This window comes from Burkholderia sp. Bp9090, assembly GCF_003857985.1.
In the GTDB taxonomy this organism is placed as follows: domain Bacteria; phylum Pseudomonadota; class Gammaproteobacteria; order Burkholderiales; family Burkholderiaceae; genus Burkholderia.
The window spans coordinates 26,673-51,765 of record NZ_QTPV01000011.1; the positions used below are offsets into that span (position 1 = coordinate 26,673).

Annotated in this window: 23 protein-coding genes and 1 riboswitch; of the genes, 9 read left to right on the plus strand and 14 right to left on the minus strand. The window is 67.9% G+C overall.

What is annotated here, in order from left to right:
* Positions 1 to 33: 33 nt before the first annotated feature.
* From DIE16_RS12960 to thiC, 5 genes are all read right to left on the minus strand, one after another.
* Positions 34 to 1,314 carry an EAL domain-containing protein gene (locus DIE16_RS12960; RefSeq protein WP_044848014.1) on the minus strand — a complete coding sequence of 427 codons (1,281 nt, stop codon included), beginning with the start codon at positions 1,312 to 1,314 and terminating at the stop codon, positions 34 to 36.
* A 458-nt stretch (positions 1,315 to 1,772) separates the two neighbouring features.
* The gene (locus DIE16_RS12970) at positions 1,773 to 2,699 is read right to left on the minus strand and encodes a DMT family transporter (RefSeq protein ID WP_124571812.1); all 927 of its coding nucleotides are present in this window, start codon (positions 2,697 to 2,699) and stop codon (positions 1,773 to 1,775) included.
* A gap of 169 nt (positions 2,700 to 2,868) precedes the next feature.
* Positions 2,869 to 3,129: a hypothetical protein gene (locus DIE16_RS12975; RefSeq protein WP_044848012.1), complete on the minus strand. Its 261-nt coding sequence runs from the start codon at positions 3,127 to 3,129 to the stop codon at positions 2,869 to 2,871.
* 209 nt (positions 3,130 to 3,338) lie between these two features.
* On the minus strand, positions 3,339 to 3,554 hold the full coding sequence (locus DIE16_RS12980; protein WP_044848011.1) for a glycine zipper 2TM domain-containing protein: 216 nt from the start codon (positions 3,552 to 3,554) through the stop codon (positions 3,339 to 3,341).
* A 253-nt stretch (positions 3,555 to 3,807) separates the two neighbouring features.
* On the minus strand, positions 3,808 to 5,739 hold the full coding sequence (thiC, locus tag DIE16_RS12985) for a phosphomethylpyrimidine synthase ThiC (RefSeq protein WP_044848010.1): 1,932 nt from the start codon (positions 5,737 to 5,739) through the stop codon (positions 3,808 to 3,810).
* Between the two features lie 124 nt (positions 5,740 to 5,863).
* A riboswitch (TPP riboswitch) is annotated at positions 5,864 to 5,980 on the minus strand.
* 270 nt (positions 5,981 to 6,250) lie between these two features.
* Here thiC and DIE16_RS12990 point away from each other — a divergent pair.
* From DIE16_RS12990 to DIE16_RS13000, 3 genes are all read left to right on the plus strand, one after another.
* Positions 6,251 to 6,517, plus strand: coding sequence for a pentapeptide MXKDX repeat protein (locus DIE16_RS12990; protein ID WP_044848009.1), 267 nt, complete (start codon positions 6,251 to 6,253; stop codon positions 6,515 to 6,517).
* 114 nt (positions 6,518 to 6,631) lie between these two features.
* Positions 6,632 to 7,264, plus strand: a complete 633-nt coding sequence (locus tag DIE16_RS12995; RefSeq protein WP_124523886.1) for a cytochrome b/b6 domain-containing protein — start codon at positions 6,632 to 6,634, stop codon at positions 7,262 to 7,264.
* Between the two features lie 29 nt (positions 7,265 to 7,293).
* Positions 7,294 to 8,082 (plus strand): molybdopterin-dependent oxidoreductase, encoded by a 789-nt coding sequence (locus DIE16_RS13000; protein WP_124487535.1) that lies wholly within the window; start codon positions 7,294 to 7,296, stop codon positions 8,080 to 8,082.
* A gap of 41 nt (positions 8,083 to 8,123) precedes the next feature.
* Here the strand turns inward: DIE16_RS13000 and DIE16_RS13005 are convergent, their stop codons facing one another.
* Together DIE16_RS13005 and DIE16_RS13010 are read right to left on the minus strand one after the other, a co-directional pair.
* Positions 8,124 to 8,405 carry a helix-turn-helix domain-containing protein gene (locus DIE16_RS13005; protein ID WP_124487536.1) on the minus strand — a complete coding sequence of 94 codons (282 nt, stop codon included), beginning with the start codon at positions 8,403 to 8,405 and terminating at the stop codon, positions 8,124 to 8,126.
* Entirely contained in the window at positions 8,402 to 8,755 is a 354-nt protein-coding gene (locus tag DIE16_RS13010; protein WP_044848006.1) for a type II toxin-antitoxin system RelE/ParE family toxin, read from the minus strand. Before DIE16_RS13010 ends, DIE16_RS13005 begins: the two co-directional genes overlap by 4 nt.
* 502 nt (positions 8,756 to 9,257) lie before the next feature.
* On the opposite strand from DIE16_RS13010, the gene DIE16_RS13015 reads away from it, so the two are divergent.
* Positions 9,258 to 10,457: an EamA family transporter gene (locus DIE16_RS13015; RefSeq protein ID WP_044848005.1), complete on the plus strand. Its 1,200-nt coding sequence runs from the start codon at positions 9,258 to 9,260 to the stop codon at positions 10,455 to 10,457.
* Positions 10,458 to 10,478: 21 nt separating this feature from the next.
* Here the strand turns inward: DIE16_RS13015 and DIE16_RS13020 are convergent, their stop codons facing one another.
* The 7 genes from DIE16_RS13020 to DIE16_RS13055 form a co-directional block, all read right to left on the minus strand.
* Positions 10,479 to 11,678, minus strand: a complete 1,200-nt coding sequence (locus DIE16_RS13020) for an MFS transporter (RefSeq protein ID WP_124892460.1) — start codon at positions 11,676 to 11,678, stop codon at positions 10,479 to 10,481.
* Between the two features lie 502 nt (positions 11,679 to 12,180).
* Complete coding sequence (locus tag DIE16_RS13030) at positions 12,181 to 13,005, minus strand: phosphodiesterase (protein WP_124523888.1); 825 nt, start codon at positions 13,003 to 13,005, stop codon at positions 12,181 to 12,183.
* 38 nt (positions 13,006 to 13,043) lie between these two features.
* Complete coding sequence (locus tag DIE16_RS37530) at positions 13,044 to 14,075, minus strand: ABC transporter ATP-binding protein (protein WP_124892380.1); 1,032 nt, start codon at positions 14,073 to 14,075, stop codon at positions 13,044 to 13,046.
* A gap of 24 nt (positions 14,076 to 14,099) precedes the next feature.
* The gene (locus DIE16_RS13040; RefSeq protein ID WP_124892381.1) at positions 14,100 to 14,996 is read right to left on the minus strand and encodes an ABC transporter permease; all 897 of its coding nucleotides are present in this window, start codon (positions 14,994 to 14,996) and stop codon (positions 14,100 to 14,102) included.
* Between the two features lie 10 nt (positions 14,997 to 15,006).
* Positions 15,007 to 15,831, minus strand: a complete 825-nt coding sequence (locus DIE16_RS13045; RefSeq protein WP_044844947.1) for an ABC transporter permease — start codon at positions 15,829 to 15,831, stop codon at positions 15,007 to 15,009.
* A 16-nt stretch (positions 15,832 to 15,847) separates the two neighbouring features.
* Positions 15,848 to 16,876, minus strand: coding sequence for an ABC transporter substrate-binding protein (locus DIE16_RS13050; RefSeq protein ID WP_124892382.1), 1,029 nt, complete (start codon positions 16,874 to 16,876; stop codon positions 15,848 to 15,850).
* Positions 16,877 to 16,941: 65 nt separating this feature from the next.
* Positions 16,942 to 17,967, minus strand: coding sequence for a substrate-binding domain-containing protein (locus DIE16_RS13055; RefSeq protein WP_044844945.1), 1,026 nt, complete (start codon positions 17,965 to 17,967; stop codon positions 16,942 to 16,944).
* Positions 17,968 to 19,030: 1,063 nt separating this feature from the next.
* Here DIE16_RS13055 and DIE16_RS13065 point away from each other — a divergent pair.
* From DIE16_RS13065 to DIE16_RS13085, 5 genes are all read left to right on the plus strand, one after another.
* Entirely contained in the window at positions 19,031 to 20,179 is a 1,149-nt protein-coding gene (locus tag DIE16_RS13065; protein ID WP_124892383.1) for a porin, read from the plus strand.
* A gap of 228 nt (positions 20,180 to 20,407) precedes the next feature.
* Entirely contained in the window at positions 20,408 to 21,034 is a 627-nt protein-coding gene (locus DIE16_RS13070; protein ID WP_124892384.1) for a flavin reductase family protein, read from the plus strand.
* A gap of 436 nt (positions 21,035 to 21,470) precedes the next feature.
* Complete coding sequence (locus tag DIE16_RS13075; RefSeq protein WP_044844942.1) at positions 21,471 to 22,703, plus strand: 3-methyl-2-oxobutanoate dehydrogenase (2-methylpropanoyl-transferring) subunit alpha; 1,233 nt, start codon at positions 21,471 to 21,473, stop codon at positions 22,701 to 22,703.
* Positions 22,704 to 22,705: 2 nt separating this feature from the next.
* A complete protein-coding gene (locus DIE16_RS13080; protein WP_124487546.1) occupies positions 22,706 to 23,749 on the plus strand; it encodes an alpha-ketoacid dehydrogenase subunit beta in 1,044 nt (347 codons plus the stop codon).
* 1 nt (position 23,750) lies between these two features.
* Positions 23,751 to 25,088, plus strand: a complete 1,338-nt coding sequence (locus tag DIE16_RS13085) for a dihydrolipoamide acetyltransferase family protein (RefSeq protein ID WP_124892385.1) — start codon at positions 23,751 to 23,753, stop codon at positions 25,086 to 25,088.
* Positions 25,089 to 25,093: the final 5 nt, after the last annotated feature.

The following is a 25,093-nucleotide window of genomic DNA, read 5'->3' on the forward strand; positions in this document are numbered from 1 at the left end:
ACCCGGCCGGCATGGCGGGCGCCGCCGCGCCCGTCAGCGCATCACGGTGCCCGCGCTGTCGAGCACGAAGTCGACGCAGAACACGACGAGGCGGCTTTGCGCGCGAATCGCGACGGCCGCCGTGTAGCAGTCGCGGCCTTCGGTCAGCGAGAAGTGCGGGCCCATCAGCGCGACGCGCCCCGGCGCCGCGATCGCGCGCTGGAAGTACGGGCGCCGCGACCAGTTGCTGTGCGTCTCCGGGAACAACGGTGCGAGCCGCGTGCCGCTCGCCTGGCCATCCTCGGGGCGCGCGCCGATCGACGGCAGGAACTGTTCGCCGATCTCGTCCGTGACGAACACGCGGCGCGCGGCCGGCACCGCGAATACGCGCTGCGCGGCGTCCTGCAGGTTGCCGCTCGCGGAAAAGGCAGCCGCGCCGGTGAGCACGAGCCGCTCGATCGCATCGAAACCCGGTTGCTCGGCGATCGCCGGCGTATGCCGGCGCGCGATGAAGCGTTGCCACGCGGCGTCGAGCATCGCGGGCGCCGCGGCGCTCGCGTGCGCGATCGACGCATCGGGCTGGCCGAACTGGAAGCCCTGGACGAAATCGATATCGGCTTCCATCAGCGTCTGCAGCGCGTCGTCGCTTTCGACACCCTCCGCGAGCACCATCGCGCCGGCCTGGTGGAGCATCGATACCAGGTGATGCATGATGCGGCGATCGTCGGCCGACGCGTTCGCGCGCTCGACGAGCGAGCGATCGAGCTTGACGATATCGGGTCGCGCGCGCCACACGCGGTCGAAATTCGAGAATCCGGTGCCGAAATCGTCGATCGCGATCAGGAAGTCGCGATGCTGGATCATGTCGATCGTGCGGGCGAGCGCGGCTTCGTCGCGCGACGGCTGCTCGACGACTTCCAGCACGATGCGGTTCGGCGGCAGCGCGAAATGACGGCACAGCGCCTCGACGAATTCGCGCTGCACGAGGCCCGAATCGAGCACGCGTGGCGTCACGTTCAGGAACAGCCAGCCGTCGCCGATGCCCTGCGCGACGAAGTTGGCCGTATGCAGGCAGCGGGCGAGCCGGTCGAGCAGCAGCGCGTCGGCAGCAGCGCGCGTCTTGTCGAACAGCGCGACAGGCGAAGCCAGCGTACCGTTCTCGTCCACGACGCGCAGCAGCGCTTCATAGCCGACCACGCGCTTGTGCGTGATCGACAGCACGGGTTGGAACACGCTGCGCAGCGTCGTGTCGCGATACGTGGCGATCCAGCCGCTGGGCGTCGGTGTCAGGCGTTCGAGCAGGGAATCGAGAGAGATGTCGCGGGCGGCCTTCATGTCAACGACGCCCTGGGGCGATCGGGGGACGGTATCGTGCGCGCCACGCAGAAGCCGTCGCACGCGCAGGTGGACGCGAAAGAACGTGGTGCATCGTGACCGCCTTCTGCGGATGAGTGCTACGAGTGTAACGGGAATGGCGCGGCGCGCGTATCAGGGTAACTCCAGACGCAAACGCTACACCGTCGCGTGGACCGGGCTGTCCGCCCGCAAGCGCGACACGCAAGGGCCGCCGGTCGTGCACGCGGCGACAGCGCCGCGTGTGCCGCGTGCATTGCGTGCGAAGAAGGCCGGCGGATCAGGAAAACGGAAAAACGGACAAGCCATGCGGCTGCATCGGCATCAGATGCAAAACGACCTGCGCCGTCGCGCTCCGGTCCATGCGCGGCGCTCGACGAACGGTGGCCGGCGCGTCGCGGGAAACCTGCAACCGGCAGGGTGCGGGCCCTGCGCGTCGCTCAGGTCGCTTCGCCGCCGCGCGGGCCCAATCCGGGAATCCGCTTGATCACGCCGGTCGCAAGCGCGGTGCCGACGAGCACGATCGCGCAGCCTTCGATCATCACGACCGACACATGTTCGCTGAGGAACAGCGCGCCCCACAGCAGGCCGAACACCGGGATCACGAACGTCACCGTAATCGCGCGGGCCGGGCCGACATGCGCGATCAGGTAGAAGAAGATGAAATATGCGATGCCCGTGCAGGCGATGCCGAGCGCGAGCACGGCGCCCCACGCATGCGCGCTGACGGCAGCCGTGGGCCAGGTCGCGATCGCGAACGGCAGCAGCAGCACGGTCGAGCCGATCATGCTGCCGGTCGCGTTGACGAGCGGGTCGACGCCGCTGAGCGTGCGCTTCGTGTAGTTGGCCGCGATGCCGTACAGCAGCGTCGCGCCGAGCGCGGCGGCGGCAGCCAGCGCGGTGGCGCTGGCGCCGGTGCTGCCGTTTGCGTTGGCGACCTGGTCCCACACGAGCGTGAGCACGCCGGCGAAGCCGATCACGAGGCCGAGTGCGCGCGGCAGCGACAGCTTGTCCTTCAGCCAGAGGTAGGCGACGAGCGCGCCCCACAGCGGCGTCGTCGCGTTGATCACCGACGTCACGCCGGCCGACAGCGTCAGTTCGGCAAACGCGAACAGGCAGAACGGGATGCCCGAGTTCAGCGCGCCGACGACGAACAACGGCCATGCGCGACGGCGCAGCTGCGCGCCGAGCTCGGCGGGCTTGAAGCGCGTCAGCGCGAAGCCGGTGAGAAACAGCGCGCCGATACCCACGCGCAGCGCCATCAGCGGCGCGACACCGAAGTCGGCGACGCCGACCCGGATGAACAGGAACGACGCGCCCCACAGGGCGGCGAGGACGGTCAGCAGAAAGGCGTTCTTGGGCGACATCGAGCGTGGCGGGCGAGGGGACGGGATGCAAAGGATCTTACACCGCGTTACCGCGCCGTCGTTTCACGATCGGATGAAACGGCAAGAAACGGCCAGAAACGGGAATGTCGCCGGTCGCCGGCCCGGGGCGACCGGCAGCGCGAGACCGGCTGCGGATGGAGCGGCGCGCTCAGTGATGGTGGTGCCAGCCGCCGCGTCCGCCGAAGCCGAAATTGAGCGACAGCGCGGGTCCCCAATAACCGCCCCATGCCGGCGCATACGCAGGCGCCGGGTAATAGTAGGCGGGGCCCGGATCGACGTACACGGGCGCCGGCTGTACCGGTGCGGCCGCGTAATAGCCGCCGGGATAATAGCCGTACGGGTAGTAGCAGCCGGCGAGCGTCGTGCACGCGAGCGCCGCGGCGGCGAGTGCGACGAGGGTCCTGTTCATGATGTCTCTCCGGCGGAGCCGGCAATCGGCAGATGCTTAAGCTTAGGCCGCGCGGCGATGACAAGATGCGCAAAACGGTAACGGATCATTTCCGGGCCGCTGCGTCGTGTTGCGGCGCCGCATACGAAAAACGGCGCTTCCGCCGCGCGGAAACGCCGTCAGGCCGGAGCTTGCCGCGCGTCGCGCGGCAGCCGGGTAAGCCGGCCGGCTTATTTGCCGACCTGGTTGCCGATGATGCCGCCGGCGGCTGCGCCGCCCAGCGTCGACAATGCGTTGCCGCCGATCGCCGCGCCCGCGACGCCGCCGACACCCGCACCGATTGCCGTATCGCGCTGGCGCCGCGTCATCGAATCGCAGGCCGACAGGCTGGCCACCGTCGTGACGAGCAGCGCGCATACCCCAAAACGCCGAATCGAAGCATTCATGATCGTTGTCCTTGCGGTAGTGAACGGAAGGTCGCATGGCCGGATTGCGGCCGCGCATGAAACCAATCTACCTGCCGTCCCACCGGGCTGCTGTAAGGACTTGTTAAGACTCCGACGGTTTCGTAATCAATTGTTTCCCTTGCGCCGGCAGGCACGACGCATGCGCGGGCACGCAAAAAAGCCCGCTCGAAAGCGGGCCTGGTGCAGTGCGCCACGATGCGGTCCGTGCGGACCGCCGCGCTCGCTGGCCGACTTACTGACGGTGATAGATCTCGGCGCCGGTCTTCACGAACTCGACCGCCTTGACTTCCATCCCCTTCTTCAGCGCTTCGCTTTCCGACACGCCCTGTTGCGCCGCGAACTCGCGCACGTCCTGCGTGATCTTCATCGAGCAGAAGTGCGGGCCGCACATCGAGCAGAAGTGCGCGACCTTCGCGGAATCCTTCGGCAGCGTCTCGTCGTGGAATTCGCGCGCCTTGTCCGGGTCGAGGCCGATGTTGAACTGGTCTTCCCAGCGGAACTCGAAGCGCGCCTTCGACAGCGCGTTGTCGCGGACCTGCGCGCCGGGGTGACCCTTGGCGAGGTCGGCCGCGTGCGCGGCGAGCTTGTACGTGATGATCCCTTCCTTCACGTCGTCCTTGTTCGGCAGCCCGAGGTGCTCCTTCGGCGTCACGTAGCACAGCATTGCGGTGCCGAACCAGCCGATCATCGCGGCGCCGATGCCCGACGTGATGTGGTCGTAGCCCGGTGCGATGTCGGTGGTCAGCGGCCCGAGCGTGTAGAACGGCGCTTCCTTGCACCAGTCGAGCTGGAGATCCATGTTCTCCTTGATCAACTGCATCGGCACGTGCCCGGGGCCTTCGATCATCACCTGCACGTCGTGCTTCCACGCGATCTGCGTGAGTTCGCCGAGCGTCTTCAGCTCGCCGAGCTGCGCTTCGTCGTTCGCGTCGTAGATCGAGCCGGGGCGCAGGCCGTCGCCGAGTGAGAAGCTCACGTCGTACGCCTTCATGATCTCGCAGATCTCTTCGAAGTGTTCGTACAGGAAGCTTTCCTTGTGATGCGCGAGGCACCACTTCGCCATGATCGAGCCGCCGCGCGACACGATGCCCGTCATCCGGTTCGCGGTGAGCGGCACGTATTGCAGGCGCACGCCCGCGTGGATCGTGAAGTAGTCGACACCTTGCTCGGCCTGCTCGATCAGCGTGTCGCGGAAGATTTCCCAGGTCAGGTCCTCGGCCTTGCCGTTGACCTTCTCGAGCGCCTGGTAGATCGGCACCGTGCCGATCGGCACCGGGCTGTTGCGGATGATCCACTCGCGCGTTTCATGGATGTGCTTGCCGGTCGACAGGTCCATCACCGTGTCGCCGCCCCAGCGGATCGCCCACGTCATCTTGTCGACTTCCTCGCCGATCGACGACGTGACGGCCGAGTTGCCGATGTTCGCGTTGATCTTCACGAGGAAGTTGCGGCCGATGATCATCGGCTCGGATTCCGGGTGGTTGATGTTCGCGGGGATGATCGCGCGGCCGCGCGCGACTTCGTCGCGCACGAACTCGGGGGTGATCTCGGCCAGCGCGTTCGCGCCGAAGGCCGCCGCGCCGAACGCCTGGCCCGGGTGCTGGCGGCCCATCATCGCGGCGAGCTTCGCGCCGTTCGGGCCGCTCGACTTCAGGCTCTCGATGTATTCGGCGCGGCGCTGGTTCTCGCGAATCGCGATGTATTCCATTTCCGGCGTGATGATGCCTTGCCGCGCGTAGTGCATCTGCGTGACGTTCTTGCCGGCCTGCGCGCGGCGCGGGTTGCGGTGCAGGCCCGGGAAACGCAGGTCGGCGGTAGCCGGGTCGGCCGCGCGTTCGAGGCCGTACTGGCTCGACAGGCCGTCGAGCACTTCGGTGTCGCCGCGTGCCTCGATCCAGCGCTGGCGCAGCGCGGGCAGGCCCGCGCGGATGTCGATCTTCGCGTCCGGATCGGTGTAGGGGCCCGACGTGTCGTACACGTAGATCGGCGGATTCTTTTCGCCGCCGAAGCCGGTCGGCGTGTCGGCCTGCGTGATTTCACGCATCGGCACGCGGATGTCGGGCTGCGAGCCGGTTACATACACCTTTCGCGAATTGGGCAGCGGGGCAACGGCCGCGGCGTCGACGTGGGCGTCGGCAGACAGAAACTTCGGATTGGCGTTCATGCAATCTCCTGTGTGAGCGCCGGGCAGGCGCTTCGGCGCTTGCCCGGAGCCCTTGACGAATGTGGGGCTCGAGCTAAGCAGGAGACGAGGCTTGGTGAGGCGGCGGATTTCGTCAGAAGGATGGCGGTGAAATCCGTACGCTTCCCTGCGCTGGCATTATCCAGATCAGGTTCAAAGGGTATTTCTCACCCGCAATGCCGGTTGTTTGACCGAACGCATTGCAGGACCCCCGCGTTAGCAGCGCACACGATACACTGGCTTGGCGGCGGTTTCAACCGGGACGGGATCGGCCGTCCCGGTGCGGCCGCAGCATGGCGGGCGGTGTGATGGCCCGTCGAAATGACAGCGCGCGTCGCCGCCGCGCGGCCCCACGGCTCGGCCGGCCGCGGCGAAGCGGTGCAACATGGCGCGCCTTCGCGCGACCTCACAAAAAAAATTTCGCAGCGGCTGTCATTTCCCGCGACGTCGTCCGTCTATTCGGCTCCTTAAACCCATGTTTTGGAGAGATGTCATGAAAAACGTACTGATCGCCACCTGTGTCGCTGCTTTCGCCACGCTTGCAACGGGCGCGTATGCGCAGAACGACGCGATGTCGCAAAACGGCTCGTCGATGTCGAAGGACGCGATGGGGCACGACGCGATGGCGAAGGACGGCGCGATGAAGAAGGACGCCATGAAGAAGCATGCGATGAAGAAGGACGCGATGAAGAAAGACGCGATGTCGCACGACGAGATGGGCAAGGCGAAGTCGGACGACAAGATGGCGCCGTCGAACTGACGGAGCCGGGCAGGGCGTGCGGCCGGCGCATGTGCTCGACGACGGCCGCCCGCGTCTCGTTTTGTCTCGACTCGACTCGACTCGTCTCGTCGACCCGTTCCGGGAGTCTTCATCATGCAAACCGTTCCCGCCACCGGGCGCGCGGCCGTCACGCCGCCCGCCCGCAAGATTCATCCCCTGTGGGTGCGCGTGAGCCACTGGCTCAACGCGCTCGCGGCGATCCTGATGGCGCTGTCCGGCTGGCGCATCTACGATGCGTCGCCGATCTATCCGCCGTTCGTGTTTCCGCACGGCATCACGCTCGGCGGCTGGCTCGGCGGCGCGCTGCAATGGCATTTCGCGGCGATGTGGCTGCTGGTCGGCAACGGGCTGTTCTACCTGACGATGTCGATCGCGACCGGGCGCCTCGCGCGCAAGATGCTGCCCGTCACGCCGGCGTCCGTGTGGCGCGACGTGCGCGCCGCGCTGCGCGGCCGGCTCGCGCACGACGATCTGAGCGTCTACAACGCGGTGCAGCGTGCCGCGTACCTGGTCGCGATCGTCGATCTGATCGTGCTGGTGCTGTCCGGGCTGACGATCTGGAAGTCGGTGCAGTTTCCGCTGCTGCGCGAACTGTTCGGCGGTTACGACAACGCGCGCGTCGTGCATTTCTGGGCGATGTCGCTGCTCGTCGCGTTCTTCGTCGTGCACGTCGCGATGGCGCTGCTGGTGCCGCGCTCGCTGCTCGCGATGCTGCGCGGGCGCTGACCCGTCAACTCCGGGTGAAGGAAATCATCATGTCGGATTCCGAATACAGGCGCGCTGATTCGCGCTGGACGCTCGACCGCAAGTCGCTCGAACTCGACGTGCGCCGCGAGCTGGAGATGCCGTCGCGGCGGCTGTTCAATCGCCGCATCCTGACGCTCGGCGGCCTGACGATGCTGACCGGCTGCACGCTGAAGGACGACGCGTCGGTCAACACGTTCCTCGAGAAGGTGTCGCGCATGAACGACCGCGTGCAGGCGTGGCTCTTCAGCGGCGAGCGGCTCGCGCCGACCTACACCGAGGCCGACATCACGCGGCCGTTCCCGTTCAACGCGTATTACGGCATCGACGACGTGCCGCACGTCGACGCATCGACGTACCGGCTCGTGCTGTCGGGCCGCGTGACGGGCAAGCGCGTGTGGACGCTCGACGAGCTGTATGCGCTGCCGCACGCGGAGCAGATCACGCGGCACATCTGCGTGGAAGGGTGGAGCGCGATCGGCCGCTGGGGCGGCACGCCGTTCGGCGCGTTTCTGGCGCGTGCCGGCGCCGATACGCACGCGAAATACGTCGGCTTCAAATGCGCGGACGACTACTACGAAAGCATCGACATGCCGACCGCGCTGCATCCGCAGACGCTGCTCGCATTCGACTACGACGGCCACCGCCTGCCGCCGGAATTCGGTTTCCCGATGAAGCTGCGGATGCCGACCAAGCTCGGCTACAAGAATCCGAAACACATCATGGAAATCTTCGTGACCGATACCTTCCCGGGCGGCTACTGGGTCGATCAGGGGTACAACTGGTTCGGCGGATCGTGAAGCGGCGGCGCGCGAACGCGTGCTGCCTGCGTCGCGGCGTGTCACACGGATTCGCGCACCTGCAGGTCGACGCGCAGGCCGACCGCCGCCGCCATGTTCACGAGCGCGTCGAGCCCGAACAGGTTGATCTTGCCGCGCAGCAGATCGGACACGCGCGGCTGCGTGACGCCCAGCCGTTGCGCGGCCTGCGCCTGGCTGAGCTCGAGCTGCGCGATGCGCTGCTTGAGCGCGATCATCAGCTCGGAGCGCAGCTTCATGTTCTCGGCTTCGGCCGGCCGGCCTTCGAGTGCGTCCCAGACGCTCGCATGACGTTCGTTGCTCATCGTTTCCTCTCCATCATCAGCGCCCGGTAGCGTCGGGCCGCCAGGTCGATATCGGTCTTGCAGGTGCGTGCCGACTGCTTGCGGAAGCAATGCAGCACGTAGATCGCGTCGGCGAAGGTCGCGACGTAGACGATCCGGAACGCACCGCTCGCGTCGCGCAGGCGAATTTCCCGCACGCCCGGGCCGACGGTGCGCATCGGCTTCCAGTCGTCGGGCGCGAGGCCGCGCTGCACCTGGTCGATCTGGTGGCCGGCTTCGCGGCGCGCGAGAAGCGGAAAGCCGCGCAAGTCGTCGAGTGCGGTGCCGACGAACACGACGGGCTTCGGCGGAAGAATGGTGGAATTATACAAAATTTTGTATTGGTGGTGTGCGGGTCGAAAGGGCGAATGTCGGCGGCCGGATGCGCCTGCCGACCGTCACCGATCATCACCATAAGCGCGAAGCGACCGCTGAAGCGCATGACCGGCCATCAGGCCGATGGAGCGATCGCTGCTGCAGGACGGGATGCCGGGCGGCCCGCGCGACGCCCGCGCCGCGCGTATCCGGCTCCCGATCCGGTTGGTCCGGATGCCGACAAATGTCGCGCCGAAACATCAGTGGATGAGCTTTCAGACTGGTCTGATGATGCTTTCGAATCCTTGATGCCATAATGCCGAGCGTGCGCAGCCGAAGCGGCTCGCGCCCGCTTTTCGACCCTCTGCCGCCGCTTGCCGGTTCTTATTCGTCGCCGTTCGCACTGCCATGTCGTTCCGCACGTCCGTCTCCGCCTTCCCGGTCCAGTCAGGGCCGTTTGCCGGTCTCTCCGGCGTCTTTCAGCGGAGCACGCGACACGTCGTGCGGGCGGGCTGAACGATGACCCCGCTCGACCGCCTCCTCGATTTCCTCGCCCGCCTGCCGATCCGGATCCGCCTGCCGCAAAGCCGCGGCGGCCGCGTCGCGCTCGCCCTCGTCTTCATCTATTTCGTCTGGGGTTCGACCTACAGCGGCCTGCATTTCGCGCTGCAGTCGTTCCCGCCGCTGCTGCTGTCGGGGCTGCGCAACCTGCTCGGCGGGATCGGCCTGTTCATCTTCGCGCTGCGGCGCAAGCCCGAATGGCCGACGCTGCTCGAAATCCGCAACTCGGCGATCGTCGGCACGATGCTGGTCGCGCTGTCGTCGGGCACGATCGCGCTCGGGATGCGCACGGTCAGCAGCGGCTCGGCCGCGGTGATGGTCGCGACGGTGCCGCTGTTCGCGACCGTGATCGCGGCGGTCGCCGGGCGCGCGGTGACGAAGGGCGAGTGGGCGGCCGTCGCGCTCGGGATGGTCGGCATCGTCGTGCTGAATTCGGGCGGCGCGGCCGCCGCGAACTCGGCGCTCGGCACGATCTGCGTGCTGGCCGGCGCGCTGTTCTGGGCGGGCGGCGCGCATCTCGCGACGCGGCTCAAGCTGCCGTCCGACCTGTTCCTGTCGACGTCGCTGCAGATCGGCCTGGGCGGGTTGATGTCCACGATCGGGGCGTGGCTGATGGGCGAGCGCATCGAGCAGGTCGCGGTCGCGCCGGTGTTCGCGTTCGTGTACCTGATGGTGTTCTGCACGATGGCCGCGTACGTCGCGTACGGCTACCTGATTCGCCACACGAGCCCGATCATCGCGAGCAGCTGCATGTATGTGAACCCGATCGTCGCGGTCGCGCTCGGCGCGCTGATGCTCGGCGAGCCCGTGACGACGGCAACCGTGGTCGCCACCGTCGCGATCCTCGGCAGCGTCGGGCTGTCGTTCCTGTTCGATCCCGCGCGCCGGCCCGCGGCGCGCGCGGCGGCCGATGCCGCGCCGGGCGTGGTGACCGTGGCGACCGCGGCAACCGTCGCCGCCGAATCGACGGCGGATGCGGCGTCAGTACCGGCTCAGGCGGCGATGCCGGAGCCGGCGCCGATCCTCGCGCCTTCCGCGGTACCGCTTGCGGTGCCCGCACCGGCCGCCGTCGTGGACCCGGCCGCGGTCATGGATCCCGCGCAGGCATTCACGCCGCCGCCGGCCGTCAATCCGGCCGCGTCGCGGGCCGACGCATGACGCCGGTGCGCGACGCGGCGTTCAGTCGCGACGTGCGCCGCGATGGTGGGACCAGCCGGCGAGTGCGGTAAACAGCAGGCCGGCCGCGCACATGCCGATCCAGCCAAAGGCGTGCCACGCCGCGACGCCGGCCGACGAGCCGAGCGCGCCGCCGATGAAGTAGCACACCATGTACACGGTGTTCACGCGGCTGCGCGCCTCGGGCTTCAGCGCGTAGATGCGCGACTGGTTCGAGATCTGCGCGGCCTGCACGCCGACATCCAGCACGATCACGCCGATCACGAGCCCGACGAGGCTCGTCCCCGACAGCGCAAAAATCACGAACGACGCCGCGAGCAGCGCGATCGCGAGCGAGATGATCGCGCGCGGGCCGCGCGTGTCCGCGAAACGGCCCGCGTACGGTGCAGCCAGCGCACCGGCCGCGCCGACGATGCCGAACAGCCCTGCGGCCTGCGGGCCGAGGTGGAACGGCGCACCGGCGAGCAGCAGCGTGAGCACCGGCCAGAACGCGCTGAACGCGGCGAACAGCGCGGCGCCCGTCAGCGACGCCTCGCGCAGCCCGCGCAGTTCGACCGCCAGGTGCCACATCGAGCCGAGCAGCTTGCCGTACGGCAGCGTCGACGTCGGCGAGCTGCGCGGCAGCCGCATCACGATCACCGCGGCCAGCGCGACGAGCGCCGCGACCGACGCGCCGAACACCGCCCGCCAGCCGAAATATTCGGCGACGAAGCCGGCCGCCGTGCGCGCCAGCAGGATGCCGAGCAGCAGGCCGCTCATCACGGTGCCGACCGCATGCCCGCGCTCGGCCGGCGGCGCGATCTCGGCCGCGAACGGCACGGCCTGCTGCGCGATCGTCGCGAGCACGCCGATCGCAAGGCTCGCCACGGCCAGCACCGCCAGCGACGGCGCGGCCGCGGCCACGATCAGCGCGATCGACAGGCCCGCGATCTGCATCAGGATCAGCCCGCGGCGATCGAAGCGGTCGCCGAGCGGCGCGAGCAGGAACATCCCGGCCGCATAGCCGAGCTGCGTCGCGGTCGGCACCGCGCCGATCCACGACGCGCCGTCCGGGAAGGCCGAGCGGAAGCTGTCGAGCAGCGGCTGGTTGTAGTAGATGTTCGCGACCGATACGCCCGCGATCGTCGCGAGCAGCAACAGCAGGCTGCGCGAGTAGTGGGGCGAGGCGGCGTCGGTCGGACGGTCGGTGGAGGCGGCGGACATGGCGGCAACGGAACGGAGTTGGGCGGCGTGGCGCGCGGCGCGGCATTGGTGGCGCAGGCGGCCGGGCGCCGAGCGAGCGTGCCGATCATACCGGAGCACCGGGAATCGTGCCGGCGGTGCTGCGGTGCTGCGGTGCTGCGGCGCTGCGGCGCTGCGGCCCAGCGGCCCAGCGGCCCAGCGGCCCAGCGGCCCAGCGGCCCAGCGGCCCAGCGGCCCAACGGCCCAACGGCCCAACGGCCCAACGGCCCAACGGCCCAACGGCTCAGCGGTTCAGCGGGCCCAGCGGTCAGAAGCCCAGAAGCCCAGAAGCCCAGAAGCCCAGAAGCGCAGAAGCGCAGAAGCGCAGAAGCGCAGAAGCGCAGAAGCGCGGTCGGCTGCGCGGCTGGCGCGATCGCAGCATGGCGGGCCGCGCTCAGCCGCAATCAACCGCAATCAACCGCAATCATTCGACGCGGCCCCGACCGGCCGCAGCCGCTCGTCATGCATCCGCGATTGCGTACGGTCAGTCGACCAGTTCCCCGCTCGGCTCATAGAACGGATACGGCCCGTCGCCTTCGTCCACGTACACGTGGTGGGACGTCATTCCCGTGTCCGGCGTATGGACGTGCACCGCGAACGCGGGCGGCTCGAGCCGGAACGCGGACGGCGCGTCCGCTCGCAAATCGAACGCGACCTGGTGCGCGGGCGCCGGCACGGCCGATGCGAGCGTGCCGCCGAAGCGCGTGAACATCGTCCGGTGCACGTGGCCGCACAGCACGCGCTCGACGTTCGGATAGCGCCGCAGCAGCGCGTCGAGTTTCGTGGCGGCGGCGGGCGCGAGGCGCAGCGCGTCCATATGTCCGATCCCGGACACGAACGGCGGGTGATGCAGCGCGACGATCACCGGCCGGTCGCGCGCGGCGTCGAGTTGCGCGGTGAGCCACGCGAGCCGCGCATCGCACAGGTCGCCATGGCTCGTGCCGGGCACCTGCGAATCGAGTGCGAGCACGCGCACGGCGCCGACGTCGAGCGCGTACTGCACGAACTCGCCGTCCTGCAATTCTGGACGATCGGCGAACGCGCGGCGCAACCCCGCACGATCGTCGTGATTGCCGACCATCAGGTAATACGGAATCTCGAGCGGCGCGAGCAGGTCGCGCAGGTGGCGGTATTCGTCGTCGTGGCCGAAGTCGGTCAGGTCGCCGGTGACGAGCACCGCGTCGGGGCGCGGCACCAGCGCGTTCAGCTTCGCGATGCAGCGCGCGAGCGCGGCGGCCGTGTCGACGCGTCGGTACGCGAGCTGGCCCGGGCGCTTGATGTGGAGATCGCTGATTTGAGCAAGCAGCATCGTCGTTCCTCGGAATGTGTGGTTATCGTGGGGCGGTGTTACGCGGCGAGCGCGATCAGGCCTTCCGGCGCGATCGTGAGGCCGACCGCCGTGCCGCGCGCGAGCTCGATGCGGCCCGGCACGTCGATCACGAGCGCGTCGGGTGCCGCATGCTCGATCGTGAGCCGCGTGCGTTCGCCGAGGAACGCGCACGCACCGATCGCGCCGCGCAGCGGCGCATGCGCGGGATCGGCGAGCTGCGCATCCTCCGGACGGAAGAACCACTCGTCGGCGGCATGCGGCGTGACGATCGCGCCCCCCGTCGTCACGAGCGCGCCGTCCTGCCATTGTCCTGCAAGCCGGTTCAGCGTGCCGATGAACTGCGCGACCGTGCGGTTCGCCGGGCGGTAGTAGATGTCGCGCGGGGTGCCGATCTGCTCGATGCGGCCCGCGCCCATCACGACGATCCGGTCGCCGAGCTCCATCGCCTCGGCCTGGTCGTGCGTGACGTAGACGGTCGTCACGCCGAGCTCGCGCAACAGCGTATTCATCTCGCGGCGCAGCACGTCGCGCAGCTTCGCGTCGAGCGCGGTCAGCGGCTCGTCGAGCAGCAGCACGCGCGGGCGCACCGCGAGCGCCCGCGCCAGCGCGACCCGCTGGCGCTGGCCGCCGGACAGCTGATCGATGGGTTTGTCCGCATGCGCGTCGAGCCGCATCATCGCGAGCAACTCGTCGACGCGTTCGCGCAGCGCGCGCGGCTCGGTCTTGCGGATCTTCAGTCCGTAGCCGACGTTGCCGCGCACCGTGAGGTTCGGGAACAGCGCGTAGTTCTGGAACACCATGCCGACCTGGCGGCGCTCGATCGGCAGCGCGGTCACGTCGTCGCCGCCGAACCGGATCGTGCCGCCGGCATCCGGCGTGTCGAGGCCCGCGATCAGGCGCAGCGTCGTCGTCTTGCCGCAGCCCGACGGGCCGAGCAGCACGAGCGTCTCGCCCGCGCCGATCGACAGGTCGAGCGGTTCGAGCACGCGCGTGCCGCGGAACGTCTTCGCGCAGCGGGTCAGGGTGATGGGGGTGGAATCGAGTTTCATGGGAAGGGTAAAGTCAGCGCAGGGTCAGCGCGGGCGACGCTTCAGCGCGCGCGTGCCGGACGGATCGACGCCGAGCCACTGCATCGCGACGAGGAGCGGCAGCGTCATCAGCAGGAACACGATCGTGTACGCGCTGCCGACTTCGAGGCGCAGCGACGCGTAGGTATCGGCGAGCCCGACGGGCAGCGTCTTCGTGTCGGGCGTATGCAGCATCCAGGTCAGGTTGAATTCGCCGATCGACAGCGTGAGCACCGCGAGCGCGCCCGCGACGATGCCTGGGCGCAGGTTCGGCAGCACGATCGTGACGAAGCGCGTGACGAACGACGCACCGAGGCTCGCCGCGCCTTCCTCGAGCGTGCGCAGGTCGGCGCCGGCGGCGACCGCCGCGACCGCGCGCACCATGAACGGCAGCGTGAACACGACGTGGCCGACGACGATGAACCACAGGCTCATCCGGAACGCGGTGAAGCCGCCGTACACGACCAGCAGCGCGAGCGCCGACGCGAGGCCCGGCAGCGCGACCGGCAGCACGAGCGCTTCCTCGATCACGCGGGCGACGCGGCTCTTGCTGCGCGCGAGCGCATAGCCGGCCGGCACGCCGACGGCGAGCACGATCGCGAGCGTCGCGAACGCGACGCCGAGCGACAGCGCGACCGAGCCCTGGTACTGCTGCCACACCTGTTCGAGCCAGCGCAGCGTGAGGCCGCTCGACAGCCCGCGGAAATAGTTGACGGTGAGGCCCGCGAGTACCGACATCACGACGGGCACGATCAGGAACGCGCACAGCAGCAGCGTGACGCCCCATTGCAGCGCGGCGATCGCGCGCGCGCCCGACACGCGCGGCGCGCGTCGGGCGGCGCCGTTCGCATGCGACGGAGCGGGGGCCGGCGACGGCGCGGACGAACCGGAAAGCGATTGCATGAAGGAATCCTCAGGCCGCGGCGGCGGCGGTGTGACCGGTGAACCGGCGCGCGAGCGCGAGCACGGCCCATGTGACGATGCCGAGCACGATCGACAGGCCGGCGGCCGTCGCGATGTTCGCGTTCAGCGTGAACTCGGTGTAGATCGTCATCGGCAGCACGTTCAGGTCGGTGGCGAGCGTGAAGGCGGTGCCGAACGCGCCCATCGCGGTCGCGAAGCAGATCGCGCCGGCCGCGACCAGGCCCGGCGCGAGCGCCGGCAGGACGATGTCGACGAAGATGCGCCACGGCGACGCGCCGAGCGAGCGCGCGGCTTCCTCGAGCGACGCGTCGAGCTTCGACGCGGCCGCGATCACGGTGACGATCACGCGCGGGATCGAGAAGTACAGGTAGCCGACGAACAGCCCGGCGACCGAATACGCGAACACCCACTTGTCGCCGGTCAGCTTCGCGGACAGCATCCCGATCAGCCCCTGCCGGCCGGCGAGCATGATCACCATGAAGCCGACCACGACGCCCGGGAACGCGAGCGGAAAGGTGAGCAGCGCGAGCAGCACGCGCTTGCCGGCGAATTCGCGGCGCGCGAGCAGCAGGCCCGAGATCGTCGACAGCGCCAGCGTCGCGAGCGTGACGCCGGCCGACAACGCTATCGTTTCGCCGAGGCTCGTCATGTAACGCGCGTTGCCGAGCAGCGCCGCGTACTGCGTGAAGAACGCGCCGTCGGCGGACACCCGCACGAGCGCCGCCATCGGCAGCAGCCAGAACGCGGCGAACACCGCGAGCGCCGGCGCGACGAGGGCGACGCGCCAGCGCAGCGGGAAAGTCAGGTCGAGCATGGCGTGGGTCCGGCGCTTACTGCATCACTTGCAGGTATTGCTGGCCGAACGCTTGCTGGCCGGCCGCCATCTTGCCGAAGTCGACCGATTTCGCCCGGGCATATTCGCTCGCCGGCAGGAACTTCGCGGCGACGTCGGCGCCGAGCGTCTGCGCGCGCACCGGACGCAGGTACGCATTGGCCCACAGCTTCTGGCCTTCGTCGGACAGCACGAAGTCGAGCACCTTCCTGCCGTTCACGTCGTGCGGCGCACCCTTCACGAGGCTCATCACGTACGGCACCGCGATCGTGCCTTCCTTCGGAATCACGAACTCGACGTTCGCGTGATCCTTGTACTTCGCGCGATACGCGTCGAAGTCGTAGTCGAGCAGGATCGGAATCTCGCCGGACAGCACGCGCGCATACGCGGTCTGCTTCGGCACGATCGGCGCGTTCGCCTTCAGCTTGCGGAACCAGTCGAGCCCCGGCTTGAAGTCGTCGAGGCTGCCGCCGAGCGCCTGGTTGACGGCCACGGCGCCTGCATAGCCGACGAACGCGCTCGACGGATCGAGGTAGCCGACCATGCCCTTGTATTCGGGCTTCAGCAGGTCGGCCCACGAGCGCGGGACCGGCTTGCCGTCGAGCGCGTCCTTGTTCACGAAGAAGCCGAGCGTGCCCGAGTGGATCGCGAACCAGTAGCCCTGCGGGTCCTTCAGGTTCGCGGGGATGTCGTTCCAGTGCGCGGGCTTGTACGGCGCGATCACGCCCTTGTCCTTCGCCTGGAACGCCGACGACACGCCGAGATAGACGACGTCGGCGACCGGGCTCTTCTGCTCGGCGATCAGCTGCGCGATCGCCTGGCCCGAGTTCTTGTTGTCGAACGGCACGCGGATGCCGGTTTTCTGCTTGATCGCCGCGATCTGCGCGGCCCAGTCGGCCCATTCGGGCGGGCAGTTGTAGCAGATCGCGGATTCGTCGGCATGGGCCGCGGGTGCGAACGCGACGAGCGCGGCGCAGGCGACGGGGGCTGCGAGCACGCGCAGCAGCGAGGTCAGGCGAAAGGACACGGTGGATCTCCGGGCGGGGTCGGGGTAGCTTGCGCGCGCCGTGCACGATGGCGCGGCGCGCGCGTTCAGGCTTGGTGCAACTGCAGGTCGGCGGCCGGCGGCGCGACCGTCGCGCCGTCGCGCACCGTATGCGGCAGGATCAGCGACGTGCGCTCGATCGTCGCGCCGCCGATGCATTCGACGAGGCGCTGCCATGCATGGCGGCCGATGTCCTGGTTCGGCGTCGCGACGCTCGCGAGCGGCGGTGCGAGCAGCTCGCCGATCGCGATGCCGTCGAAGCCGAGCACCGACAGGTCGTCGGGAATCGAGAAGCCCGCGCGGCGCAGGCCGCGCATCACGACCATCGCGAGCAGGTCGTTGCTGCAGAAGAGGGCGGTCGGGCGCGTGGCTCGCGCGGTGAGGTGCGCGAGCACCGCGTCGGGCAGTTCGGCCGCGTTGAAGTCGACCTCGACCGGCGGCAGCGTCGCGACGCCGGCCTCCTCGAGCGCCTGCGCGTAGCCGAGATGGCGCTGGCGAGCGCGATCCGACGCGGCGAGCGAACCGGCCAGCATCAGCACGCGGCGATGACCGCGTGCCGTCAGCATGCGCACGCCGTCATAGGCGGCGCTGCGGTTGTCGACCGACACCGACGGGCGGCGTTGCGTGTCGTTGTGCATCAGCACGTAGTGCGGGCCGTCGCGGTCGAGCATGTCGAGCAGCGGATGCGTGTCCGCATCGGCGACGGTCAGGATCAGCCCCTCGACGCGCTGCTCGCGCAGCGTCTCGATCGCGTGGCGCTCGCGCGCCGCGTCGTATTCGGTCGTCATCAGGATCAGCTTGAAGCCGGCCGCGGTCGCGAGTTCGTCGATGCCCTGCAGGCAGTCGGCGAATACCGGGTTCGACAGCGTCGGCAGGACGACGCCGACGAGCCGCGTGCGCTCGCCGCGCAACTGCCGGCCGAGCGGGCTCGGGCGGAACTGCAGCGTGTCGATGGCGGTGCGGATGGTCGCCAGCGTGGCGGGGCTGACGGTATGCGGCGCGTTGATCGCACGCGAGACGGTGGCGATCGAGAAGCCGGCGAGCGCGGCGACGTCCTTGATGGTCGGGGGCATGAAGTTACGCGATGTAAACGTTTTCGACGGGAGAATTATCGAAAGCGTTTGTGACTTCGCGATGACTGACGAGACGTCTGTTTCGTAAAAGATGCGATACAAACATCAGACGGTTGGCGCCCGGCGAGCGGGGCGGATTCGATTGTATCGGCGGATGCTGCGGCGCGGGGGGAAATCGGCGACGGTGTCGCGCCGACGTCGATTGCGGCGCTCGAGTTCGGGTATGGACAGGGCAGGCCGACATGCTGCATCGCGATGCAATGCGCGCGAATCAGCTAATGCATGCGCAAGCAATGGTAGAATCGCGTCCGCCCTTTTGCCGGGGTGATGAAATTGGTAAACATAGCGGACTTAAACGATTGAGTGCCCGGCCGGAAACGACCGGTGCAGAACCCTTCAAATTCGGTGAAACCCCTGACGCGCGCCGTGCGTCGAGGCAACGCCGAGCCAAGCCTCGCGGTACGACTGCAGCGAGGAAGGTGTAGAGACTAGACGGGGGGCGCCTAAGGCGCACGGGCGGTAATACCGCCCGCGCGCGACGGCGAAGGCATAGTCCAGCGCACGAACGGCTTCGTTTCGACGACGCCGGCTTTGAAAGAAGCAGTGTGACGAAAATCCGCCGCCTTAACTGGCTTGCCGGTTCGAGTCCGGTCCCCGGCACCAAGATCGCTTCCATGCGATTCCATGACGTTCCGAAAACCCGCGAGAAACAAGCCGCTCGCGGGTTTTTTGTTTTCAGGCCGTGCTGCGATGTGGCGGCCTGTTCCTGCAGATCACCACCGCTTGCCAACAGCACCGGCGATTGAAATATCGATTCGCCGGGATTGGCTTCCTGCGTCCACGCGTCGCCCGAATGAAGCGCGCTTCGACACCCGGCTATCCACTTTCCGAACCGAAAAATAGCCCGCGTTTTGGAGAGCACCTTTCCGCTGCAGGCCACTAACAGTAGAAAAACGGCTCATTACACTGCGCCCGTCGCATCGCGGGGAAACATCGATGCGACGCACATTCGCAGCACGCAACCGTTGCGACCAGCAAACGAAAGACCTGGGGGTAAATCGTCATGAACATGCGTTTGGGGATCATCGCACCCGCCGCCTTGCTTGCTGCCGCGGCGCATGCACAAAGCAGCGTGACGCTGTACGGCAAGATCGAGGACGGTATCAACTACACGAGCAACGCACGCGGCCACGGCACCGTGCAACTGCAAAGCGGCTACGACTACGGCAGCCGCTGGGGCATCAAGGGCACCGAAGACCTCGGCGCAGGCTACCAGGCGATTTTCACACTCGAGAGCGGCTTCGACGTCAACAACGGAAAAATGAGCCAGGGCGGCCGGGAATTCGGCCGTCAGGCGTTCGTCGGCATCGCGTCGGACCGATACGGCACCCTGACGTTCGGTCGTCAGTACGATCCGAGCGTCGACATCTTCTCGCCGCTCACCGCAAACGGCAACTGGACCGGCTACCTGTTCTCGCATCCGTACGACAACGACAACACCGACTACTCGTTCCGCGTGAACAATGCGGTCAAGTACGTGTCGCCTGTATGGCACGGCGTTACCGCGGAGGCGATGTATGGATTCAGCAATCAGGCGGGCGGCTTCGCGAACAACCGTCTATATGGCGCCGCGCTGCAATACCAGCAGGGCGGGCTGACGGTCGGCGCCTCGTATTTGAAGATCAACAACGCACGCAATGCCGATTCGAACGGGGCGATCACCGGCGACAACACGTTCGATGCATCGTCGCAGCAGAACATCGGCATCGGCGTGAATTATGCGTTCTCGAATGCCCTCGTGGGATTCACGTATTCGCACGTCGACGTCTACGATCCGACTTCGAACGCGTATTTCACCGGTACGACGCAGCCGGCGGGCGGTGCGTGGAAGTCGTGGAAATTCGACAACTTCGAGGTGAACGGCCTCTATCACTTCACGACGGCGTTCTATGTCGGCGCGGCATACACGTACACGCAGGCCCGCGTCGCGTCGACGGTCGGCGCGTTCAATCCGAAGTGGCATCAACTGAGCGCGAAGCTGAACTACGACTTGTCGAAACGCACGTCGGTGTTCGTCGAAGGTGTCTATCAGCATGCGCTGAACGCGCACACTGGAACCGACTTCGACTACGCGTACATTCCGGGCGCCGCCGATATCTCGTCAGGCCCGAATCAATACGTCGCGCGTGTCGCGCTGCTGCATCATTTCTGACGCTGCTATCCGGGCGGTTATCGGTCATGTGCGGGTAAAAAAGTCCTGAATTGCGGGCTTGAAGGGAAATGTCGGCTCGCCAGGCCATGGCGGGCCACTTCGCTGCGACGAAAGCGCCGCCATGTGATACTTGGCACCTACGTCGCACAGGCCGTCGCCACCACCGTCGCCGCACGTGACGCGGCCGATGGAATCAAACGACGTTTCCCTCCCGCAAGACCACCCGCCATGACCGACTCGAACTACCACTATTACGAACCGTCGCAAGGCCACGGGCTGCCGCACGATCCCTTGAACGCGATCGTGGGCCCGCGCCCGATCGGCTGGATTTCCTCCCGCGGCAACGACGGCACGCTCAACCTCGCGCCGTACAGTTTCTTCAACGCATTCAACTATCGTCCGCCGATCATCGGCTTTTCGAGCACGGCCGCGAAGGACAGCCTGCGCAACGTGCAGGAAACCGGCGAGTTCGTCTGGAACCTCGCGACGCGCGACCTCGCCGACCGGATGAACCAGACCTGTGCCGCAGTGCCGTACGACGTCGACGAATTCGAACTCGGCGGCCTGACCGCGATTCCGTCGCGCCTCGTCGGCGTGCCGCGCGTGGCGGAAAGCGGCGTCAACTTCGAATGCAAGGTGACCGACGTGATCCGGCTTCGCGATCACCGCGGCGTCGAGACGCCGGCCACGCTGGTGCTGGGCGAGGTCGTCGCCGTGCATATCCGTCACGACCTGCTGAAGGACGGCCTCTTCGACACGTTCGGCGCGGGCATCATTCTGCGTGCGGGCGGCCCGTCCGCCTATGTGCACGTGACGCCCGACAGCCGCTTCGACATCGCGCGCCCCGACGCGTGACGCATCGCATCATCGACGCGTCGCGCCATCGCGTCCATCGCGCGCCGGAACGATCCGGCGCGCGAGCGCTGAAGCACGCGGACGCGCACCGACAAAGACAAAGACCCCGCCGAAATCCAGGATTTCGCGGGGTCTTTCGCTTCGTACCCTCCGACACGCGTGACAGACGCGCATCGATTCCGCGCTCCCCGACGCATTGACGCATCGCAGCACACGCAACCGTCCTTCAAACCCACCGGCAACGCCGCTCGCCCATCGTCGCCGCCATGGCAAATCTGCTCACCCCGAACGAGCGGGTTGGGCATCGACGTCCGGCACTGCAAGGCATACATTCCCAAGGTTGGCGTGCTTATCCGCGTGCCAGCCCGCGCGTGAGCCGGCAACCGGCCGCGCGTTCCAATCAGCGTGAGACACAATCGAGCGTGGAGACGACACGATGAGCCTGTCAGAGCCATTGCGTCTGCATGTGCCGGAGCCCACCGGGCGCCCGGGCTGCAAGACGGATTTTTCCTATCTGCATCTATCGCCGGCCGGCGCGGTTCGCCGCCCGCCGATCGACGTAGCGCCGGCGGACACCGCCCATCTCGCCCGCAGCCTGGTGCGCGTGCTCGACGATCACGGCGAAGCCCTCGGCCCGTGGGCGCCGGATCTCGACGATGCGCGCCTGATCGCCGGGATGCGCGCGATGCTGAAGACCCGCATCTTCGACGCGCGGATGATGATCGCGCAGCGTCAGAAGAAAATCTCCTTCTACATGTTGAGCCTCGGCGAAGAGGCGATCGGCGCCGCGCATGCGATGGCGCTGCGTCACGGCGACATGTGCTTCCCGACCTACCGCCAGCAAAGCATCCTGATCGCGCGCGACGTGCCGCTCGAACGGATGATCTGCCAGCTGATGTCGAACGAAGGCGACCCGCTGAAGGGGCGCCAGCTTCCGGTGATGTACTCGGACCGCGAAGCCGGCTTCTTCTCGATCTCCGGCAATCTCGCGACGCAGTTCATCCAGGCGGTCGGCTGGGCGATGGCGTCGGCGATCAAGGGCGACACGAAGATCGCGTCCGCCTGGATCGGCGACGGCGCGACCGCGGAAGCCGACTTCCACACCGCGCTGACGTTCGCGCACGTGTATCGCGCGCCGGTCGTGCTGAACGTCGTCAACAACCAGTGGGCGATCTCGACGTTCCAGGCGATCGCGGGCGGCGAGGGGACGACCTTCGCCGGGCGCGGCGTCGGCTGCGGCATCGCTTCGCTGCGCGTCGACGGCAACGACTTCCTCGCGATCTACGCGGCGTCGACCTGGGCCGCCGAACGCGCGCGCCGCAATCTCGGCCCGACCTTGATCGAGTGGGTCACCTATCGCGCCGGCGCGCATTCGACGTCGGACGATCCGACCAAATACCGGCCGGCCGACGACTGGGCCCATTTCCCGCTCGGCGATCCGATCGCCCGCTTCAAGCAGCACCTGATCGCGAAGGGCATCTGGTCGGACAGCGCGCACGATGCGCTCACGGCCGAACTGGAAGCCGAGGTGATCGCCGCGCAGAAGGAGGCGGAGAAGTTCGGGACGCTGGCCGACGACCGCATTCCGTCGCCCGCGTCGATGTTCGACGACGTGTACAAGGAGCTGCCCGCGCATCTGCGCCGTCAGCGCCAGGAACTGGGAGCGTGATCATGGCGCAACATGAAACAACGACGGCATCGGCCCAGCCGATGACGATGATCCAGGCGCTGCGCTCCGCGATGGACGTGATGCTCGGCCGCGACGACGACGTGGTCGTGTTCGGGCAGGACGTCGGCTACTTCGGCGGCGTGTTCCGCTGCACCGAGGGGCTGCAGGCCAAGTACGGCAAGTCGCGCGTGTTCGACGCGCCGATCTCGGAAGGCGGGATCGTGGGCGCTGCGGTCGGGATGGGCGCGTATGGCTTGCGGCCGGTCTGCGAGATCCAGTTCGCGGACTACTTCTACCCGGCCTCCGACCAGATCGTGTCGGAAGGCGCGCGGCTGCGCTATCGCTCGGCGGGCCAGTTCACCGCGCCGATGACGATCCGGATGCCGTGCGGCGGCGGCATCTACGGCGGCCAGACGCACAGCCAGAGCCCGGAGGCGATGTTCACGCAAGTCTGCGGACTGCGCACGGTGATGCCGTCGAATCCGTACGACGCGAAAGGACTCCTGATCGCGTCGATCGAGAACGACGATCCGGTGATCTTCCTCGAGCCGAAACGCCTGTACAACGGGCCGTTCGACGGCCATCACGAGCGTCCGGTCACGTCGTGGCTCAAGCATCCGGGCAGCGAGGTGCCGGAAGGCTATTACACGGTGCCGCTCGACACGGCCGCCGTCGTGCGGCCCGGCAACGACGTGACGGTGCTGACGTACGGCACGACCGTCCACGTGTCGCTGGCGGCCGCCGAGGAGACCGGCATCGATGCGGAAGTGATCGACCTGCGCACGCTGTGGCCGGTCGATCTCGACACGATCGTCGCGTCGGTGCGCAAGACCGGCCGCTGCGTGGTGGTGCACGAGGCGACGCGCACCTGCGGCTACGGTGCGGAGCTGGTGTCGCTCGTCCAGGAACACTGCTTCTACCATCTGGAGGCACCGGTCGAGCGGACGACGGGCTGGGACACGCCATATCCGCACGCGCAGGAATGGGCGTATTTCCCCGGGCCGGCCCGGGTCGGCGAAGCGTTGCGACGCGTGATGGAGGCCTGAGATGGGGATTCATGTCATCAAGATGCCGGATATCGGCGAAGGGATCGCCGAGGTCGAGCTGGTGGCCTGGCACGTGCAACCGGGGCAGACGATCGCCGAAGACCAGCCGCTCGCCGATGTGATGACCGACAAGGCGGCGGTGGAGATTCCGTCGCCGGTGGCGGGCAAGGTGCTGGAGCTCGGCGGCCGGATCGGCGAGATGATGGCGGTCGGCAGCGAGCTGATTCGTCTCGAAGTCGAAGGCGACGGCAACCTGAAATCGGGCACGAAAGCACACGATGCAGGCCGGGATGCGACGCAGCGACCGGCGGCGGTCGACGTGCCTGCCGATTCATCTTCTATCGATGAGGGATCCGAAACACATGCGTCGTCGAAGGCAGCGACGCACGCCGCGTCCCGCGCGCCGGCCGAGCCGCGCCGCGCGGAACATGCGGCGCCGCCGCGCGCGGCGCTCGCGCCGGGCGAACGGCCGCTCGCGTCGCCGGCGGTGCGCCAGCGCGCGTGGGACATGGGCATCGAGCTGCGCTACGTGCGCGGCACCGGCGAGGCCGGGCGGATCCTGCATGCGGACCTCGACGCGTATGCGCGCACGGGCGGCGGCGCCGCGCGCGGATCGCAAGCGCGCGGCTACGCCGAGCGCAACGACGCAACCGAGGTGCCGGTGATTGGCCTGCGGCGCGCGATCGCGCGCAAGATGCAGGAAGCGAAGCGCCGCATTCCGCACTTCAGCTACGTCGAGGAGATCGACGTCACCGAGCTCGAAGCGCTGCGCGCCGAGCTGAACCGGCGCCACGGCGACACGCGCGGCCGGCTCACGCCGCTGCCGCTGCTGATCCGCGCGATGGTGATCGCGCTGCGCGACTTCCCGCAGATCAACGCGCGCTACGACGACGAAGCCGGTGTCGTCACGCAATACGGCGCGGTGCACATGGGCGTCGCGACGCAGACGGACGGCGGCCTCACGGTGCCGGTGCTGCGTCATGCGGAGGCGCGCGACGTATGGTCGATCTCGGCGGAAATCGCGCGGCTCGCCGACGCGGTGCGCGCGAACCGCGCGCAGCGCGACGAGCTGACCGGCTCGACGATCACGATCTCGAGCCTCGGCGCGCTCGGCGGCATCGTGTCGACGCCGGTCATCAACCATCCCGAGGTCGGCATCGTCGGCGTGAACCGGATCGTCGAGCGGCCGATGATCCGCGACGGCGCGATCGTCGCGCGCAAGATGATGAACCTGTCGTCGTCGTTCGACCATCGCGTCGTCGACGGCGCGGACGCGGCAGAATTCATCCAGGCCGTGCGCGAGGTGCTCGAGCGCCCGGCGCTGCTGTTCGTGGAGTGAGCCCG